General features: G+C 34.0%; 15 protein-coding genes. 11 read left to right on the top strand and 4 right to left on the bottom strand.

The window, feature by feature from the left end:
- Positions 1-85: 85 nt before the first annotated feature.
- From recG to AAFN75_RS14670, 8 genes are all read left to right on the top strand, one after another.
- Positions 86-2188 (top strand): ATP-dependent DNA helicase RecG, encoded by a 2103-nt coding sequence (recG, locus tag AAFN75_RS14705; RefSeq protein WP_411807047.1) that lies wholly within the window; start codon positions 86-88, stop codon positions 2186-2188.
- A gap of 419 nt (positions 2189-2607) precedes the next feature.
- A complete protein-coding gene (locus tag AAFN75_RS14700; protein WP_092850508.1) occupies positions 2608-3189 on the top strand; it encodes a tRNA-(ms[2]io[6]A)-hydroxylase in 582 nt (193 codons plus the stop codon).
- 87 nt (positions 3190-3276) lie between these two features.
- Complete coding sequence (locus AAFN75_RS14695; RefSeq protein ID WP_411807046.1) at positions 3277-4287, top strand: LLM class flavin-dependent oxidoreductase; 1011 nt, start codon at positions 3277-3279, stop codon at positions 4285-4287.
- Between the two features lie 122 nt (positions 4288-4409).
- Positions 4410-6578: an endonuclease MutS2 gene (locus AAFN75_RS14690; protein ID WP_411807045.1), complete on the top strand. Its 2169-nt coding sequence runs from the start codon at positions 4410-4412 to the stop codon at positions 6576-6578.
- Positions 6579-6662: 84 nt separating this feature from the next.
- Positions 6663-7559, top strand: coding sequence for a polysaccharide lyase family 7 protein (locus AAFN75_RS14685; RefSeq protein ID WP_411807044.1), 897 nt, complete (start codon positions 6663-6665; stop codon positions 7557-7559).
- Between the two features lie 105 nt (positions 7560-7664).
- Positions 7665-8087 carry a thiol-disulfide oxidoreductase DCC family protein gene (locus AAFN75_RS14680; RefSeq protein ID WP_411807043.1) on the top strand — a complete coding sequence of 141 codons (423 nt, stop codon included), beginning with the start codon at positions 7665-7667 and terminating at the stop codon, positions 8085-8087.
- A gap of 80 nt (positions 8088-8167) precedes the next feature.
- Complete coding sequence (locus AAFN75_RS14675; protein ID WP_411807042.1) at positions 8168-8599, top strand: hypothetical protein; 432 nt, start codon at positions 8168-8170, stop codon at positions 8597-8599.
- A gap of 145 nt (positions 8600-8744) precedes the next feature.
- A complete protein-coding gene (locus AAFN75_RS14670) occupies positions 8745-10823 on the top strand; it encodes a mucoidy inhibitor MuiA family protein (protein ID WP_411807041.1) in 2079 nt (692 codons plus the stop codon).
- Positions 10824-10980: 157 nt separating this feature from the next.
- On the opposite strand, the gene AAFN75_RS14665 is transcribed toward AAFN75_RS14670, so the two are convergent.
- From AAFN75_RS14665 to glmM, 4 genes are all read right to left on the bottom strand, one after another.
- Positions 10981-11319: a hypothetical protein gene (locus AAFN75_RS14665; RefSeq protein ID WP_411807040.1), complete on the bottom strand. Its 339-nt coding sequence runs from the start codon at positions 11317-11319 to the stop codon at positions 10981-10983.
- 3 nt (positions 11320-11322) lie between these two features.
- Complete coding sequence (locus AAFN75_RS14660; RefSeq protein ID WP_411807039.1) at positions 11323-12141, bottom strand: sulfurtransferase; 819 nt, start codon at positions 12139-12141, stop codon at positions 11323-11325.
- A gap of 114 nt (positions 12142-12255) precedes the next feature.
- Positions 12256-13581 (bottom strand): dicarboxylate/amino acid:cation symporter, encoded by a 1326-nt coding sequence (locus AAFN75_RS14655; protein WP_411807038.1) that lies wholly within the window; start codon positions 13579-13581, stop codon positions 12256-12258.
- Positions 13582-14084: 503 nt separating this feature from the next.
- Positions 14085-15473 (bottom strand): phosphoglucosamine mutase, encoded by a 1389-nt coding sequence (glmM, locus tag AAFN75_RS14650; RefSeq protein ID WP_411807037.1) that lies wholly within the window; start codon positions 15471-15473, stop codon positions 14085-14087.
- A gap of 74 nt (positions 15474-15547) precedes the next feature.
- On the opposite strand from glmM, the gene AAFN75_RS14645 reads away from it, so the two are divergent.
- From AAFN75_RS14645 to AAFN75_RS14635, 3 genes are all read left to right on the top strand, one after another.
- Positions 15548-16150 (top strand): ACP phosphodiesterase, encoded by a 603-nt coding sequence (locus AAFN75_RS14645; RefSeq protein WP_411807036.1) that lies wholly within the window; start codon positions 15548-15550, stop codon positions 16148-16150.
- Entirely contained in the window at positions 16143-17840 is a 1698-nt protein-coding gene (gene ggt, locus AAFN75_RS14640) for a gamma-glutamyltransferase (RefSeq protein WP_411807035.1), read from the top strand. Before AAFN75_RS14645 ends, ggt begins: the two co-directional genes overlap by 8 nt.
- A gap of 73 nt (positions 17841-17913) precedes the next feature.
- Positions 17914-18648 carry a hypothetical protein gene (locus tag AAFN75_RS14635; RefSeq protein WP_411807034.1) on the top strand — a complete coding sequence of 245 codons (735 nt, stop codon included), beginning with the start codon at positions 17914-17916 and terminating at the stop codon, positions 18646-18648.
- The last annotated feature ends 84 nt before the right edge of the window (positions 18649-18732 follow it).

Below are 18732 nucleotides of genomic sequence, written 5' to 3'. Positions count from 1 at the left end.
AAATAGTAATACTATTAAAAACATCACAAATTCATAAAGAAACTAAGTATTTAATAAGACTTATTTTTTAATTAATTTCGCATTTATGTCTGTAAACCTACAAACTCCAATAGATTATTTAAAAGGCGTTGGTCCAAATCGTGCCGATTTGCTACGTAAGGAGTTAGGTATTCACACCTATCAAGATTTAATCAACTTATTTCCAAACAGATACATAGACAGAACGCAGTATTACAAAATTAACCAACTACAACGCAACAATGCCGACGTGCAGGTTATTGGAAAAATAACAAGCTTTAAGGAAGTTGCACAAAAGCGTGGTAAACGTCTAGTAGGCACGTTTCAAGACGATACCGGAACCATGGAACTGGTGTGGTTTCGAGGGCAAAAATGGATTAAGGACAGCTTAATATTAAATAAAACCTATGTAGCCTTTGGAAAAACCAACTGGTTTAGTGGTAAATTTAATATGGCGCATCCAGAATTAGAATTACTAGAAGATCATGAAAAAAATATGCGTTCGGCTATGCAACCTGTATATCCATCAACCGAAAAATTAAACAATAGAGGCATAACAAATCGCGTGATTAATAAAATTATGCAGCAATTATTTCTTGAAACCAAGGGAAGATTTACTGAAACTCTTTCTGATAATTTACGTTCAGAATTAAAATTAATTACTAAACAATCTGCTCTTTTTAATGTGCATTTTCCGAAGAATCAAGAGCTACTTTCAAGGGCACAATTCCGGCTTAAATTTGAAGAATTATTTTATATTCAATTGCAATTAATTATTAAAAATTTAATTCATAAATCGAAAATAAAAGGCTTTCCATTTAATCAAGTTGGCACCTATTTTAATTCCTTTTTTAAAGACCATTTACCCTTCCAATTAACCAATGCCCAAAAGCGTGTTTTAAAAGAAATTCGCGCAGATTTAGGCAGTAATGCACAAATGAATCGACTTTTACAAGGCGATGTAGGTTCCGGTAAGACCATTGTAGCCTTTATGTCAATGCTCATGGCGCTTGACAATAATTTTCAAGCTTGCTTAATGGCGCCGACTGAAATTTTGTCAGTTCAACACTATAACGGATTACTTGAGTGGTGTAATAAACTGAATATCAGTATAGAAATATTAACAGGCTCAACTAAAACTTCAAAACGAAAAATAATTCACGAATCGTTAGAAAATGGCGAATTACAAATATTAATAGGCACGCACGCCCTTCTAGAAGACAAGGTAAGATTCAAAAATTTAGGGCTCGCCATAATAGATGAGCAACATCGATTTGGCGTAAAACAACGCAGTAAATTATGGAAGAAAAACAAACTTCCACCACACGTTTTGGTTATGACCGCAACACCAATTCCTAGAACATTAGCTATGTCGGTTTATGGCGATTTAGACATCTCCATTATTGATGAATTACCACCCGGAAGAAAGGCCATAAAAACGGTTCATAGATTTGATAAAAACCGATTAAATGTTTTTAAATTTATTCGAGATGAAATTGATAAAGGTCGTCAAATTTATATTGTTTATCCTTTAATAAAGGAGAACGAAAAAATGGATTATAAAGATTTAATGGATGGTTATGAAAGTATATCTAGAGACTTCCCTATGCCAAAATATCAAACCTCTATTGTTCATGGAAAAATGAAACCTGCCGATAAAGACTATGAAATGCAACGCTTTATTAAGGGCGAAACACAAATTATGGTGGCAACAACGGTTATTGAAGTTGGTGTAAACGTGCCTAATGCATCTGTAATGATTATTGAAAGCGCCGAACGCTTTGGCTTATCGCAATTACACCAATTGCGCGGTCGTGTTGGTCGTGGCGCAGAACAGAGTTATTGCATTTTAATGACTAGCCATAAACTAAGCGAAAACAGTAAAACGCGTTTAAATACCATGGTTAGTACTAATGATGGTTTTGAAATTGCCGAAGTGGATTTAAAATTACGTGGCCCTGGTGATATTATGGGCACGCAACAAAGTGGCGTTTTAAACCTTAAAATAGCCGACATTATTAAGGATAACGATATTTTACAGTTGGCAAGACACCATGCTAAATCGGTATTAAAAATAGACCCTTCGTTAGCACTTCCAGAAAATCAAGTGTATTTAAATACATATAAGCAACTTAGTAAGTTTAAAAATATTTGGAATTATATTAGCTAGATTGAAGGCTGATGACGGAAGAAGGAAGACGGATGACTTATGACTTATAACTGAAGACTAAACATAATACTTTTTGCCAACAATTTTAATGCGTTAACATCATAAAACTGGCTTGATAGACTTCCCTTACTGGGAGTGGATTTAGGGGTAGATGTTCAATAACACATATAAACTTGATTTGAATGTATTAATTTTATAGCATTACGTAACTCGCATTAGGGATTGCAACGGCATCCTTTTTAAAGTTTTAAAGCAATGGACTTATTAAGTCTAGATTTTAATAAATTACCACAAACCTCGTTTTATTGCAATAACCCTTTAAAAAGATATAGTGGAAAGCCCGACCTTTAGGGAATGCCCAAATAATTATTACGTATAATTTTAATGATTATACCTACTTTTACAAAAAACAAAAAAATATGCTTGGTTTAAAATTAGCAACAGACCCGCGTTGGGTAAACATTGTAGAATCGAATATTGAAGAAATACTTACCGATCATGCTTGGTGCGAGCAAAAAGCAGCCACTAATGCTATTACCATTATTACTAATAATAGCGAACATGAGGAACTTGTTACCGAGTTAATAAAATTGGCTCAGGAGGAGTTAGAACATTTTCAAATGGTTCATGACATTATAAAAAAACGTGGTTACGTACTAGGTAGAGAACGTAAAGACCACTATGTTAATGAGCTTTATAAGTTTATGAACAAAGGCGGAAACAGGCAACAAAGTATGGTAGATCGTCTTCTGTTTTCGGCAATGATTGAAGCCCGTAGTTGCGAACGTTTTAAACTGTTATCTAAACGTATAAAAGACCCAGAATTATCGAAGTTTTATCATGATTTAATGATTAGCGAAGCTGGACACTACACCACATTTATAGGCTTTGCTAGACAATACGGAAAAGGCATTGATGTAGATAAACGCTGGCAAGAACTTATTGAGTTTGAAGGCCAAGTGATTCAGAAATATGGAAAATCTGAAACCATACACGGTTAATCATCAATTTTATTATTACTAGAAAAAAATCATCGCTATTCTTTTTTAACGATTAAAACTCGCATTTCATTTACTACATACAATTGCATGAAACAAACCGCATATTCCATTTTAGACCTTGTTATTGTTTCTGAAGGGAAAACATACCAACAAACTTTAAAGGCCAGCATTGAATTAGCAAAAAAGGGTGAATCCTTTGGTTACAAACGCGTTTGGTACGCAGAGCACCATAATATGGCAGGTATTGCTAGTAATGCACCTCAAATTATTATTAGCCAAGTAGCACAGGAAACTAAAACACTACGCGTTGGATCTGGCGGCATTATGCTACCAAACCACTCCCCTTTTATTATAACCGAGCAATTTGGAACTCTAGGAACTTTATTCCCTAATAGAATAGATTTAGGATTAGGAAGAGCTCCTGGTACCGACCAAGAAACGGCGCATGCCATTCGTCCTAATTTTTTGCAGGCTACACATTCGTTTCCTCAAGATATTGAACAGATTCAGAACTATTTTTCAGCAGAAAACAGCATATCGAAAGTTAGAGTGCCCATTGCCGAAGGTGTACCTGTGCCTATTTATATTTTAGGCTCTAGTACAGATAGCTCTCATTTAGCCGCTAAAAAAGGCTTGCCTTACGCTTTTGCAAGCCATTTTACAACCGCACATTTACATAACGCTATAGCGATTTACAGAAATGAATTTGAACCTTCTGAGTACCTTAAAGCACCTTATGTAATAGCGGGAATTAATGTTTTTATTGCAGATACTGACGAAGAAGCCGAAACTATGGCAACCTCCTTTTTTAAAATGATAATCGCTCTATTAACAAGTACTAAACGCGAACATTTAGAAAAACCTTCGGAAATGACAGCAGAATTAAGAGAAACCATGAAACATCCTGCTGTTAAACAAATGACTAAATACACCTTTATAGGTAGTAAGAGTACCGTAAAGCAGGACATTCAAGACTTTTTAAACGAAACACAAGTAGACGAACTTATTGCGGTTACTAATACGTACGATGCTAATAGTAGAATTAAATCGTATCGTTATTTTGCTGAAATAATGAAGGAGTTAAATTCTGAATCCTAATTATTAAAGTCGACACTAAATAAACAATCTATTTATCAGATTAAGGTTTCAACCAGAAGTGCGCCACTAAATGCTTCAAAAAAGCTATTTTTACACCAACAAAACGAGTTACATATTTAGGAATGATTCACATTCACGAAAAAACATTACAAGATTTAGAATTTCAAACGGTTTTACAGCAAGTTAGCGAACTTTGTATTACACCTCTTGGGCACGAAAAAGCATTGGGAATTTTGCCTTTTAAAACCAAAGAAGAGTTACAAATAGCACTAAGTTTAACCAATGAATACGTATCGTCATTTTATAACGATAACCGCATACCAAACCACGGTTTCGATACCATTACCAAAGAAATAAAGTTACTTAATATAGAAAACACGTTTCTAGAAGTTCATGGCTTAAAAAAAATCGTGGCCATGTCTATTACGGTAAACGAAATTGTAGTATTCTTAAAAAAGTTTGCAGAGTACTACCCTAATTTAAATGCCTACGCTTCGCATATTGAGGTAACCAAAATTCTAATAGAAAAAGTAGATGGTATTGTAGATCGTTTTGGAGATATAAAAGACAACGCTTCCAGCTTACTTTTCGATTTAAGACAATCTATAAACAACATAAAAGGTAAAATAAACGCTAGTTTTACTAGTGCTTTAAACACCTATCATGCTTTAGAGTATTTAGATGACATTAGAGAATCTGTTGTAGATAACAAGCGCGTACTAGCTGTAAAAGCGATGTATAGGCGAAAAGTTAAAGGCTCCATAATGGGAGGCAGCAAAACAGGAAGTATTGTTTACATAGAACCAGAAACCACTTTAAGATACAGCAGAGAACTTAATAATTTAGAGTATGAAGAATCAGAAGAAGTTGTTCGTATTTTAAAAGAAGTCACCGATTTTATTCGTCCGTTTTTACCATTATTAAAAGACTACCAGAACTTCTTGATTAATATAGATGTTATTTCCGCGAAAGCGAAATACGCCAAATCTATGAATGGTATTCTTCCTGAATTTTCGGAAGAGAGAAGTCTGTTTTTACGAGATGCATATCACCCATTACTCTATTTAAACAATTTAGAGAAGAAAGAAAAAACATTTCCGCAGACTATAGAATTAAAAAATGACAGCCGAATAATTGTTATTTCTGGTCCCAATGCCGGTGGAAAGAGTATTACATTAAAAACCGTGGGGTTACTGCAAGTTATGCTACAAAGTGGGATGCTTATTCCGGTACATGAGCGCAGTAAAGTCTGTTTGTTTTATAGAATTTTAAGCGATATTGGCGACAACCAATCTATTGAAAACCATTTAAGTACCTATAGTTACCGTTTAAAACAAATGAATTACTTTTTAAGAAAGTGTAATAAAAACACACTCTTTTTAATTGATGAATTTGGAACAGGAAGTGATCCTGAACTTGGTGGTGCTTTGGCCGAAACGTTTTTGGAGGAGTTTTATCATCGTGAAGCTTACGGCATTATTACCACACATTACTCCAACTTAAAAATATTAGCTAACGAATTGCCATTTATGCTTAATGCTAATATGCTTTTTGATGAACGTAGTTTAGAACCGCTTTTTAAATTGGTTATCGGTCAAGCCGGAAGTAGTTTTACATTTGAAGTTGCGCAGAAAAACGGTATTCCGTATAGTTTAATAAATCGTGCTAAAAAGAAAATTGAGCGCAGCAAAGTACGTTTTGATGCTACTATTGCTAAATTACAAAAAGAACGTTCTAAACTTGAAAAAACGGGACAATCGCTAAAACAAAACGAGAAAAAGAAGCTAGAAGAAGCTGATAAGCTTGAAGAAATTAATACCAAGATTCAGAAAAAGCTAGAAAGCTATCAAGAGTTATACGATAGCAACCAGCGCCTAATTTACTTAGGACAAAAAGTAAATGATATTGCTGAAAAATATTTCACCAATAAGCAGAAAAAGGCTTTAATGGACGAGCTTTTTAAAGTCGTACAGATTGAAAATTCGAAACGTAGAAAAGTTACAGCCAAACAAAAGAAAGCTATAAAAGCTAAAGAAAACCAAGTAAAACAAGAAGCCGAAAAGAAAGTTGAAGTTATTAGGAAAAAGAAAAAAATAGCAAAACAAAAAGCTATTGAAGCGCCTAAACCAAAAGCCATTATTCGTATTGGAGACCGCGTAAGAATGGAAGATGGTCGCGCCATTGGTACTATTGATAAAATAGAAAAAAACAAGGCCGTTGTTAATTACGGGATGTTTACAACCAATGTTAGCCTAGATCAATTGGAACTTGTTGAAGCTGTTAAAAAGTAAGGCTTTTTAATAAAAATACAACTTCTTAAAATTTTACTTATTTTTACATAATTAAATTGGTTAACCAATTGTAAACTATGTAAAATGAAACAGATCCTATTCTTCTTTATAATAAGCAATGCTTTAATTTTTTCTTGCAGTTCCTCTAATAACGAAGACATTACAGAGGTTGAAGAGATAGAAAAAGAAATTATTGAGATTGAAGAAGAAGAGGAAGAAGAAACTCCAACCGAAGAGACCTCTAAAATTACATGGAAAAATTGGTACTTATCTGTACCATTAGATAATGGCGATGGCAAAGCAACTTCTGTTTTTTACGAAGCCATTGAAAACAATACCCTAACTACCGCCCAATCTAAATATTTCTATAAAAATGACGATGGTAGCTACACCCTATTCACCAAATTTACGGGGTTTACAACATCCGGAAAATCTGAACTTAACGGTAAATATTGTAGAACAGAATTACGTGAGTTTTGGAGAGGAAACCAATCGACCACCGATAATTGGTCTATGTCTACAGGCACACACATACTAGAAAGTACTTTAAAAGTTGATTATGTTGAGGGTAATGGTAGAACCATTGTTGCTCAAATTCATGGTAAGGAAACTGATGGTTTAGAGGGCTCGCCTGCAACCGTTAAAATTAGATGGAATAGCGGCGAAATTCAAATAGATTATTACACCAAACCAGATGCTGGCGAACCTTGGACAAGTGCCTTCGATGAAAAATTGAACGTTGGCAAAGTAGATAACGAAATTTTTACCTTTAAAATTAAAATTGAAAACGGAAAATTCTACTATGGTTTGGTGTGCGAGGCTAAAGGTATTAATACCGATTACACCTTAATTTACGATTATGTTGGTAATGGTTACGCTCATGAAAACTACTTTAAAACCGGTAATTATTATGGATGGAATGCAGATTACACCAAAACAGCACAGGTTATTTTGTATGAAGTTAAGACAGAGCATAAATAGGCGTTCAAAAGCATTAAATACTTGATTTAGTAATAGCTGTATTCTTTTCAATTTGAAGCTAAACATAATTATAAGTTCTTATAGCATATTCACTATCTTTACAACGTGAATAGTAAAGTACCAAAACATAAAAACTTAATCCTTTTTGATGGTGTTTGCAATCTTTGCAATAGCTCTGTTTTATATGTTATAAAACGGGATAAAAAGAGCAAATTTATGTTTGCGCCTTTACAAAGTGAAACCGGTAAAAAAATTATAGAAAAATTTAATACAGATACCGCTCTAATAGATTCTATAATTTTATACAACCCAGCAAAAAACAGTATTAATTACAAAAGTAGAGCAGCCTTAAAAATAGCCGCTAAACTTAGTTTCCCGACTAACATATTAGCTATTTTCCTTATTGTGCCTAACTTTATTCGCAATTGGGTTTACGATTTTATTGCTAAAAATCGCTATAAATGGTATGGTAAAAAAGACGCTTGCATGATTCCTACACCAGAATTGAAAAGCCGGTTTTTAGACTAGTATATTTGCCTTAAATTTATTTATAAATAAACAACGCAACCATTACGGGTTTTTCTCATCTTTAAAATAAACTAAAAACCATGAAGCAAACACTAACCTACCTTTTAATTGTTTTCCTATGCTTTTCTTGCAAAACAGATGATGCTACTCCCGATTGTTCTACTGTTTTATGTGAAGAACCTAATTTAAATATTAATTTAATTGATAGCGAAACCTACATAAATGTTATACTTCAAGATAATATTGAAGCAGAATCCATTGTGATTAAAAATGCTTCCGAAAACGTTATGCCCTTTAGTATTAGCGAAAGCAACGGCAATTTATATATAGCAAAACAAAACACATCAGACACTTTAGAAATACAAATAAATTCTGAAATTGTTGCAACAATCTCATACGATACAACAGCACCAAAAACTAATGAATGTTGTGATTTTGGAATACTTACTAATGTAGAAATTGAAGGCTTATCCTATGTTGTAGAAAACAATTTAATTACCATTTATATCTAACACAAAGTGTCTTACATTATTCAGACTTTAAAATTAAACTCACTCAAATTAGTATTTAACTCAAGCATACATATAGATAACTCATTGTTTATTTTTTAATGTGTTGATTGGTTATAAGTTTATTGGAAACTTAAAACCACTAATCATGAAACAACTATGCTTTTTATTTCTTTGCTTCACCTCTTTTGTTTTTGCTAGCAGCCCTAAACCAATACCTTCGGCTATTAAATCCGTTACCGTTTTTGTTGATGGCGCGCAAATAACACGACATGCTACTATGTTACTTTCGGCAGGAACAACCGAATTTTCGTTTACCAAACTTTCTCCTCACATTCTAGAAAACAGTATTCAAATTTCCGGATTAAATGACGCCTCTATAATATCTATAAACTACGCCATAAACCATTTATCTAAACTCGATAAATCTGAAACCATAAACCAACTTAAGGCCGAAATAGAACGTTTAAAGGACGCTGTTAAAGCTGAAGAAGATATTATGTCTGGCTACCAAGAAGAACTTAATATTATAAAAGAAAACAGAAAACTGGGTAACGAAAATCAAGTAGTAAGCCTTGAAAAGCTAAAACAATTTGCAGCCTATTACCGAACACGCATTACCGAGGTAAATACACTTATCAATAAATCTTTAAAAAACAACAGGGATTATAACGAGCAAATCGGCGATATAAAAAAACAACTACAAGAATTTCATGTAGATGATAAAATTCAATCTGGCGAAATAAAAGCGAAATTTCATACCAATGTAAGCAAGCAACTTAATCTTGTTATAAAATACAACGTTAAAAACGCAGGTTGGTTTCCTATTTACGATTTAAAGGCAAAAGATATAAACAAACCAATAGATTTACATTACAAAGCACATGTTTATCAAAACACAGGTATTCGTTGGGACAATGTTAGTTTAACACTCTCTACAAACGACCCGAACACTAATAATTTAAAACCTGAAATGAATACCAAATACTTAAATTTTGTTAGCCGAAATTACAATTACAACACAGAAAATGCCACAAAACGAAACGACTTTAAACACAATCCTTTTGTTAAACTTATTACAGGTACTATTACAGACGAAAGTGGCATGCCTTTACCAGGGGCAAGTGTTATCTTAAAAGGTACAAGTATAGGAACTTCTACAGATTTTGATGGTAACTTTTCTATAGAGCCACAAGGCGCAGAACAATTAGAGATTTCCTATGTAGGTTATGTTTCAGAAATTATACCAATACACTCCAGTGTTATTAATATAAGTCTTCAAGAAGATGTATCTCGTTTAGAAGAAGTTGTCGTAGTTGGGTATGGTTCTAATGCTGCATCGGCACTTACAGGAAGTGTAGCAAGCGTTACTAGTTCGAATATTAAAATTAGAGGTGCTGGTACTTTTAAATTTAAAAGCAAACCATTGTATGTTATAGATGGCGTTACAAGTACAGAAAACGCCTTTAAAAAATTAGATGAAGACAGAATTGCTAGCGTAGATGTACTAAAAGATGAAGCGGCTACAGCCATTTATGGTAGTAGAGCATCAGATGGTGTTATCATAATTACTACAAAAAAAGGCAGCATAACCTCTAATGGCGATGTTATAAAAGCAGGTATTACCAACACAAATTTTGAAATACAAAAACTTACTTCGGTTGAAAGTGATGGTAATATTACCGTTATCGATATTGATAAGTACACGGTTCCCGCAACATTTTCATATTTTGCAGCACCCGTAATTAACGAAAATGTGTTTTTAACAGCAAAAATTGGCGATTGGCAACAATATAATTTATTACCAGGAGAAGTGAATGTGTATTTTGAAGATAGCTATTCAGGAATTACAACTATAAACCCGTATGCCATAAGCGATAGTTTAACGGTATCTTTAGGTATAGACCCTAATGTAGCTATTAAAAGGAAACCTATTAATAATTACAAGAAAAACACCTTTATAGGCAATAATAAAGTTATAGAAAAGGCTTACCAAATAGAACTAAAAAACAACAAACCAACGGCCATAGATATTGTAATTCTAGATAGAATTCCTATTAGTGAAGACAAAGAAATAAAAGTGGATGATATTGAAACGGGAACTTCAGATTATAACTCTAAAAAAGGCATTTTAAAATGGAAATTTACGATTTCACCCAACCAATCTGAGAGTTATAAATTTTCATATACTTTAAAATATCCACGATATAGGAATATTAGTTTGTAGGCTTGATTACTTTAAAAAACTAGGGAAAAACAAAGAAACCTAATACTTACACCAATATCGGGTATGAAACAAAAAATCGTTTTCATATCCGGTATTTTAAATGCTCATTAAAAGAATTCTATAGAAGTTAATAACTTAAACAATACCTTACAAGGTACTAAGCCTCTTTTAAAACCTTTTTTAGTTGACTAAAAATCATTTGTTCCATAATATCAAAATCGCCATCTGCAAACGCCATTAACTTAATATCTGCAAACAAATCGGCTAAATCGTTACGGTAATAGTCATGTGTTTTAACGGCTTCAATTATATTCTGAATACTTTGGTAATCGTTATCCTTTTCAAATTGAGCACTCACGCGTTTATAAACCGCTTTATCAACTCGACTTAAAATATATTCCTTTTCCTTTTTAGATTCTTCTAAATCGGCATGCGCTATATAAATTAAAATATAGGCTAACAATTCGTCTTTAGTCCATGTACTTGGGTTTTCCATAATTTATTTTTTTAAACTGCCATACTCGGTCCAAGAACCATCGTAAACCGAAATGTTTTTATACCCCGAAAGTTCGGCACCTAATGCCAATACACAAGCTGTAATTCCTGAACCACAGGAAAATATAATAGGATCGTCTTGCTCTGCAACCATGTAAAAAGCCTTAGCTAATTCTTTTTTAGATTTTAATATACCATCTTCTAAAAGGTCTGTAAACGGCAAATTAACAGAGTTTGGAATAGTTCCAGAACGTAAGCCTTCTCTAGGTTCTGGAGTTTCACCGCTAAACCTACTTGCCGAACGAGCATCTATAATTTTATGTGTTTTATTTTTAGAAGCCTGTTCTACATCATCAAAAAACTGCATATAATTTGGCTGTAAATTTGCTGTAAAATCACCTGATTCACCTGTGTAATGCTTCATAGCTTCGGTAGCGAAACCTGCTTTTTTCCATACTGGAAACCCACCATTTAAAACAGCCACGTTTGTAAATCCAAAAGCCTTAAACAGCCACCACACACGTGCACTAGAGTAAATACCCTTATCGTCGTAAACAACAATGACACTATCGTTATTAACCCCTAATGCCCTAGCCTCTTCCTCAAACTGCTCGGTAGCAGGAAACGCGCTAGGAAATGGATCGTCCAGATTACTAAACTTCTTTTTAATATCGAACAATCTCGCATTTGGAATCTGCTGAGAATCTGCATTAAATACCTTATTTATTGTACCGTCTAGAATAACTAAATTGTTGGCACTTTTGTGTTCATAAAGCCATTCGGCAGAAACTACCGGCGATATTAACGCTACATTGGAATTCATTTATACTGTTTTTATTATACGAAACTAGAAGTTATATTTCGCTTGATATAAATTTAAAAGATTTTTGTAACACACCAAAATATAGTTTGGGTTATTTTAGCTTTACATGATCGCTTACTTAACATCCTCATAATTATCGTCCCACTCTTTCGGTTTTGGGTCGTGTAATTTACCTAAAGACTTAGCTACAAGCATAGACACTGTAGCATCTCCGGTTACGTTTACAACTGTTCTACACATATCTAAGGGTCTATCTACAGCAAAAATAAGTGCTAGTCCAATTGGCAACAACTCTGCCGGAAACCCTATAGATTCTAACACAATTACCAACATAACCATACCTGCACTTGGTACCGCAGCACTTCCAATAGACGCTAATAATGCTGTAAGTACAATTACCAATTGATTGGTAAAGGTTAAACCTTCTGGCCAAATAACTTGCATGATAAATACCGCGGCAATACCTTGATATAAACTGGTACCATCCATATTTACGGTAGCACCAACTGGTAATACAAATCCTGATACTTCCTTATCAACTCCTAAATGCTCCTCGACACGTTCCATCGTTACAGGTAATGTTGCCGCACTACTACTTGTAGAAAAGGCTAATAATTGCGCTGGACTTATTTGTTTTAAAAACCACATTGGTGATTTTTTGGCATACACACTTACTAAAATAAGATAGAAACCAATCATTAAAACTAAACCACCAACTACACAGAACGCGTAATATAAAAGTTTAATTAAAATTTCGACATCATCGAAAGCTATAATAACATTTGCTAATAATGCGAATACTGCGTAAGGTGCGAAAAGCATGATTAGATCTACCATTTTCATGACCACTTCGTTTAGAGAATCGAAGAAATCGATTAATGGTTTTGCCTTTTTTTCTCCGATTAACAATAAACAAACACCAACAAAAATGGCAAAGAAAATAACTTGAAGCATGGATGCTTCGGCAAAGGATTTAAAAATATTACTTGGAAAAATATCGACTAAGGCTTGTAACGGACCCGCTTCTTTTTGAGCAGACGCTTTCATTAATTTATCGGTTACACCAGCGTCATTTTCATACTTAAGTTTAATTTTTTCGATGGTTTCTTGAGGCATACCATTCCCTGGTTTAACAATATTTACAATGCTTAAACCAATAACAATGGCAACTAAAGTAGTTGCTACATAAATGCCTATGGTACGTAAACCCATAGATTTTATTTTAGAAATATCTTTTAAATCTGAAATACCTTTAATTAATGATGCCAGAATTAAAGGTACAGCAATTAACTTAAGAAGATTTATGAAAATGGTTCCGAAAGGCGCAACCCAGTCGGCTACAAATCCTTTTCCACCATCAACGGTATTCATTATAAAACCAAAAATGATTCCTAAAACCATTCCTATAATAATCTTCCAATGCAATGCTATTTTCTTCATAAAGTCTATCGTAACCCCTAAATAAAAAAGAGGTGTTAATTTTTTAAAATATCAGTTTTAAAGATAGCACAATATAACTATTTTAAATATAAAGTAGCAAATTGGCTTTTTGGTAAATAAATTCTTATCTAAAAATGGTTTTTACTTGATATTATTTAATAAAAAACAAATCTATTAGGTTAATATTTAGGTGTTTCTGTCTTTGTAATTTAACTTAAATATTAAGCAAATTTTAGAAGTGATTTTTTTTGAGGATGAGATACCTACTTTTAAAAGTAATTATAACCTTCACGGAAAGGTTAGCCCCGATTGAATCCTTTCGACTGGACTCAAGACAGGCTAATCCTTTTTTAAACCTTATAAAAACCGAAATTTTGTATTTACCTAAACCTAATAAAAAAACCACGTTACTTAAATTTTGTAATAACGTGGTTTAAAAAAGATATAGTCCTTCGACTGCGCTCAGGATAAACTACAAGCGGGAATAGCTTCTAATAAAAAATTTAAATTCCTGCAATTTCACCAATTTCTGCTATAAATTTATCGCCTAAAGCATCGGCTTCTTCTTGCGATTTTGCTTCGGTATATATTCTGATAATTGGTTCTGTGTTACTTTTACGTAGGTGCACCCAACTCTCTGAGAAATCTATTTTAACCCCATCGATAGTGGTTAGTTGCTCATTTTGGTAACGCTCTTCCATGCCTTTAAGAATACCATCAACATCTAAACCTGGTGTTAATTGTATTTTCTTTTTACCCATAAAATAGCTTGGATATGTTTTTCTAAGTGCGCTAACACTCATTTTTTTATCGGCTAATAGGCTTAAAAATAAAGCTACACCAACCAAAGCGTCACGTCCGTAATGCGCATCTGGATAAATAATACCTCCGTTACCTTCGCCACCAATAACCACGTTGTTTTTCTTCATTAAATTCACCACGTTTACCTCGCCAACAGCACTAGCTTCGTACATGCCTCCATGTTTTTCGGTTACATCGCGTAATGCTCTTGTTGAGCTCATGTTACTTACCGTATTACCCGGAGTTTTACCTAAGACATAATCTGCGCAGGCCACAAGGGTGTATTCTTCGCCAAACATATCGCCGTTTTCGTCCATAAAAGCAAGACGATCAACATCTGGATCGACTACTATACCAAAATCGGCATTATGCTTTTTAACTTCGTCTGATAAATCTGTTAAGTGTTCCTTTAAGGGTTCTGGATTGTGAGGGAAGTGTCCGTTTGGTTCGCAATAAAGCTTAACAACTTCTACACCTAAACGCTCTAAAAGTAAGGGAATTGCAATACCTCCCGTAGAGTTTACACCATCTACAACCACTTTAAAACGAGCTTCTTCAATGGCTGGTACATTTACAAGATCTAAATCTAGAATTTCAATAATATGTAAATCTATGTATGCTTTATTTTTCGTTATTTTTCCTAGGCTATCAACATCGGCAAATTCCATAGTATCGCTTTCTGCAATGTCAAGAATTTTAGCACCCTCAACAGCATCTAAAAACTCACCTTTTTCGTTTAATAATTTTAAGGCATTCCATTGTTTTGGGTTATGACTTGCGGTTAGAATTATACCACCATCGGCATGCTCCATTGGTACTGCAACTTCTACGGTTGGTGTTGTAGAAAGTCCAACATCTACCACATCAATACCTAAACCTATTAAGGTATTCATGACTAAGTTTTGAATCATTTTACCAGAAATACGGGCATCTCTTCCAACTACAACTTTGTAGTTTTCTTTTTGACGTTGTTGTTTTAACCACACACCATAAGCCGATGCAAATTTAACAGCGTCAATTGGAGTAAGGTTCTCGCCTACTTGTCCGCCAATGGTTCCTCTAATACCTGAAATTGATTTTATAAGTGTCATATATTTTTTATTAAAAAAACAAATATAGTATTTCAAAATCGGATTTCTTGAAACGGAATTCGTAAATTTCACCAATGAACTACTTAGCCCACATTTATTTATCTGGTGATAACGATTTAGTAACCATTGGAAACTTTATAGCCGATGGTATAAAAGGTAAACAATACAAGACTTACCCAAAAGAAATTCAAATTGGCATCTTATTACATAGACATATTGATAGCTATACCGATGCACATAAAACGTTTAGATTAAGCACCAAAAGGCTGCATGAAAAATATGGCCACTACTCTGGTGTTATTGTAGATATTTTATACGATCATTTTTTAGCAAAAAACTGGAGTAAATATTCAGACGTCCCTCTAAATGAATATGTAGAAACCTTCTACGATTCGTTAGAAGCAAATTTTGATATTTTACCTGTAAGAATACAAAAAATGATGCCTTATATGTTAGCAGATAATTGGCTATTAAGTTATGCCTCTATTGAAGGGATATCTAGGGTTTTAAATGGTATGAACCGCCGAACTAAAAATCGTGTTAGCATGAACGAGGCTGTTGTTGAACTAGAAGCTTTTTACACTGAATTTGAAAAAGAGTTTTCAGATTTCTTTGAGGAAGTTATTGCCTCGTCAAAAGAAAAATTAGAACTTATAAAACACCAACTGAATGATTAAACATAGTTTTACAATGGCGTTAATGCTGTGCCTTTTCTATTCATGTAAAAAGGCTAATAATAAAACTGAAGTAACACGCGGACTAATTACAAAAAATGCCATGGTAGTTTCGGCTCGTGCCGAAGCTTCTGAAATTGGAAACAACATTCTAAAACAAGGGGGAAATGCCTTTGATGCCATGTGTGGCACCCAATTGGCTTTAGCAGTTGCTTATCCTTACGCAGGTAATTTAGGTGGTGGCGGTTTTATGGTATACCGAAAAGCTAATGGCGATATAGGCTCTATCGATTTTAGGGAAAAAGCACCAATAGCAGCTACCAAAGACATGTATCTAGACGAAAACGGCGATGTAATACCCGAAAAAAGCACTTTAGGAGCTATGGCCGTGGGTGTTCCAGGTAGTGTTGCTGGTGTTTTTGAAGTGCATGAAAAGTTAGGTTCATTACCCATAGAAGCCATCATTACCCCGGTTATTGAATTGGCTAAAAAAGGTGTTGTGGTAACCAAAAAACAAGAAGCCAAATTTAAAAAGTACCAACCGCTATTTTTAAAAGCTAATAAAGATTCTATAAAATTTGATAAACCATGGAAAGCAAAAGACACCATTAAGTATCCTAAATTAGCCAATACCTTAGAGCGTATTCTTAAAAATGGTAGAGATGAGTTTTATAAAGGCCAAACAGCCAAAATACTAGCCAAGTTTATTCAGGATAATGGTGGTATTATAACTGAAGAAGATTTGGCAAATTATGAAGCAAAATGGCGCACACCAACAACATTTAATTACGACGATTTAAAAGTAATATCAATGGCTCCACCTTCTAGTGGCGGCGTTTGTTTAGCGCAAATAATGAAAATGCTTGAGCCTTTTAATCTAGAAACTTACGGACATAACTCGTTAAAAACCATTCAAGTTATAACCGAAGCAGAACGTCGCGCTTATGCCGACAGAAGTTATTATTTAGGCGATCCCGATTTTGCAAATGTACCAGTAGAAACCTTAATTAAAGAAGACTATCTAAACGGTAGAATGGCAGATTTTTCTTTTGAAAAAGCTACATTATCAAGCCATGTTTCTCATGGTAACATTCAAGTTGTAGAAAGCGACGAAACCACACACTACTCTATCGTCGATCAATTTGGAAATGCCATTGCTGTAACTACAACCCTAAACGGTGCCTATGGTTCTAAACTATATTGTTCAGAATTGGGCTTCTTTTTAAATAATGAAATGGACGATTTTAGTAGCAAACCCGGAATCCCAAACATGTTCGGTCTCATTGGTGCAAAAGCTAATAAAATTGAACCTCAAAAACGTATGCTAAGTTCCATGACTCCAACCATAGTCGAACAAAATGGCAAGTTATACATGACGCTTGGTACGCCGGGTGGATCAACCATTATTACTTCAGTTTTACAAACTATATTAAATGTACATGAGTTTGGAATGACTATGCAAGACGCTGTAAATGCACCTCGTTTTCATCACCAATGGTTGCCAGATGAAATCCGAATGGAACCAAACCAATTTAATAGTAAGCTTGTTAGTGAACTGGAAAACTTAGGATATACAATTAATGAAGAAGATTCACCTATAATAGGTATTGTAGACGGTATTCTTGTTTTAGATGATAACTCGTACGAAGGTGGTGCCGATTATCGAGGAGATGATACCGCTGTCGGTTTTTAAAAGTTTTCCTTTAATTAACCGTACTTCTTTAATAATTTTGGCGTTAAAATCTCACAATAACAAGTCAATTTTTATGTCTATAAAACCCAAAAAAGTATTAAAAATAATTGCTGGAGTAGTTATATTTTTCACGCTACCTACCCTTCTACTTTTTGGGTACATGTACATAAAACATAACGAAGATTTACCAGTAGGTATTCACGGAGAACCAGCCGATGCTTTAGCTAATAAAATGCTAGATGCCTTGGATTATCAAGCCTATAAAAACACAAATAATATTGAATGGACCTTTAAAAAAAGACACCATTACGAATGGGATAAGGCAAACAATATCTGTAATGTGTATTGGAAAAACAACAAGGTTGTTTTAAATTTAAATGACACCTCAAAAAGTGAAGTTTACATAGATAATACACTACACCAAAGCGATAGTAACAAAGCCCTCATTGAACAGGCTGTAAGCTACTTTAATAATGATTCTTTTTGGCTAGTTGGCCCATATAAAGTTTTCGATGTTGGAGTACAACGTCAACTTGTAAAAACAGATTCAAATAACGATGCACTGCTTATAACCTATAACTCAGGTGGCTCAACACCAGGAGATTCTTACCTATGGATTCTAGATGAAAATTATAAACCAACGGCCTTTAAAATGTGGGTTTCCATACTACCAATAGAGGGTTTAGAGGCTTCATGGAGCGATTGGACTACCACCGAAAGTGGTGCTCAACTACCAACATTTCATAAGTTTTTGTTTTTTGGTTTGGAGATCGACAATATAAAAACTTCAAATCAAATTATCTTATAAGAAGCTAACAGAACCCCAACGCTTTTATTAATAAAAACAGTCAGACAACATATACTTACATTTATTATATTTGCCACTAATTTT

The organism is Algibacter sp. AS12, assembly GCF_046736315.1.
GTDB classification, from domain to species: domain Bacteria; phylum Bacteroidota; class Bacteroidia; order Flavobacteriales; family Flavobacteriaceae; genus Algibacter_B; species Algibacter_B amylolyticus.
Note: the sequence above shows the minus strand (reverse complement) of the source record. Positions and strands in the feature narration are given on the sequence as shown.

Bases quoted from the DNA above. Each gene is read 5' to 3' on its own strand.
- ggt (WP_411807035.1), top strand. From the start codon at position 16,143: ATGATTAAACATAGTTTTACAATGGCGTTAATGCTGTGCCTTTTCTAT.
- AAFN75_RS14670 (WP_411807041.1), top strand. From the start codon at position 8,745: ATGAAACAACTATGCTTTTTATTTCTTTGCTTCACCTCTTTTGTTTTT.
- AAFN75_RS14660 (WP_411807039.1), bottom strand. From the start codon at position 12,141: ATGAATTCCAATGTAGCGTTAATATCGCCGGTAGTTTCTGCCGAATGG.
- AAFN75_RS14655 (WP_411807038.1), bottom strand. From the start codon at position 13,581: ATGAAGAAAATAGCATTGCATTGGAAGATTATTATAGGAATGGTTTTA.
- AAFN75_RS14685 (WP_411807044.1), top strand. From the start codon at position 6,663: ATGAAACAGATCCTATTCTTCTTTATAATAAGCAATGCTTTAATTTTT.
- AAFN75_RS14690 (WP_411807045.1), top strand. From the start codon at position 4,410: ATGATTCACATTCACGAAAAAACATTACAAGATTTAGAATTTCAAACG.
- AAFN75_RS14645 (WP_411807036.1), top strand. From the start codon at position 15,548: ATGAACTACTTAGCCCACATTTATTTATCTGGTGATAACGATTTAGTA.
- glmM (WP_411807037.1), bottom strand. From the start codon at position 15,473: ATGACACTTATAAAATCAATTTCAGGTATTAGAGGAACCATTGGCGGA.
- AAFN75_RS14700 (WP_092850508.1), top strand. From the start codon at position 2,608: ATGCTTGGTTTAAAATTAGCAACAGACCCGCGTTGGGTAAACATTGTA.
- AAFN75_RS14635 (WP_411807034.1), top strand. From the start codon at position 17,914: ATGTCTATAAAACCCAAAAAAGTATTAAAAATAATTGCTGGAGTAGTT.
- AAFN75_RS14675 (WP_411807042.1), top strand. From the start codon at position 8,168: ATGAAGCAAACACTAACCTACCTTTTAATTGTTTTCCTATGCTTTTCT.
- AAFN75_RS14665 (WP_411807040.1), bottom strand. From the start codon at position 11,319: ATGGAAAACCCAAGTACATGGACTAAAGACGAATTGTTAGCCTATATT.
- AAFN75_RS14695 (WP_411807046.1), top strand. From the start codon at position 3,277: ATGAAACAAACCGCATATTCCATTTTAGACCTTGTTATTGTTTCTGAA.
- recG (WP_411807047.1), top strand. From the start codon at position 86: ATGTCTGTAAACCTACAAACTCCAATAGATTATTTAAAAGGCGTTGGT.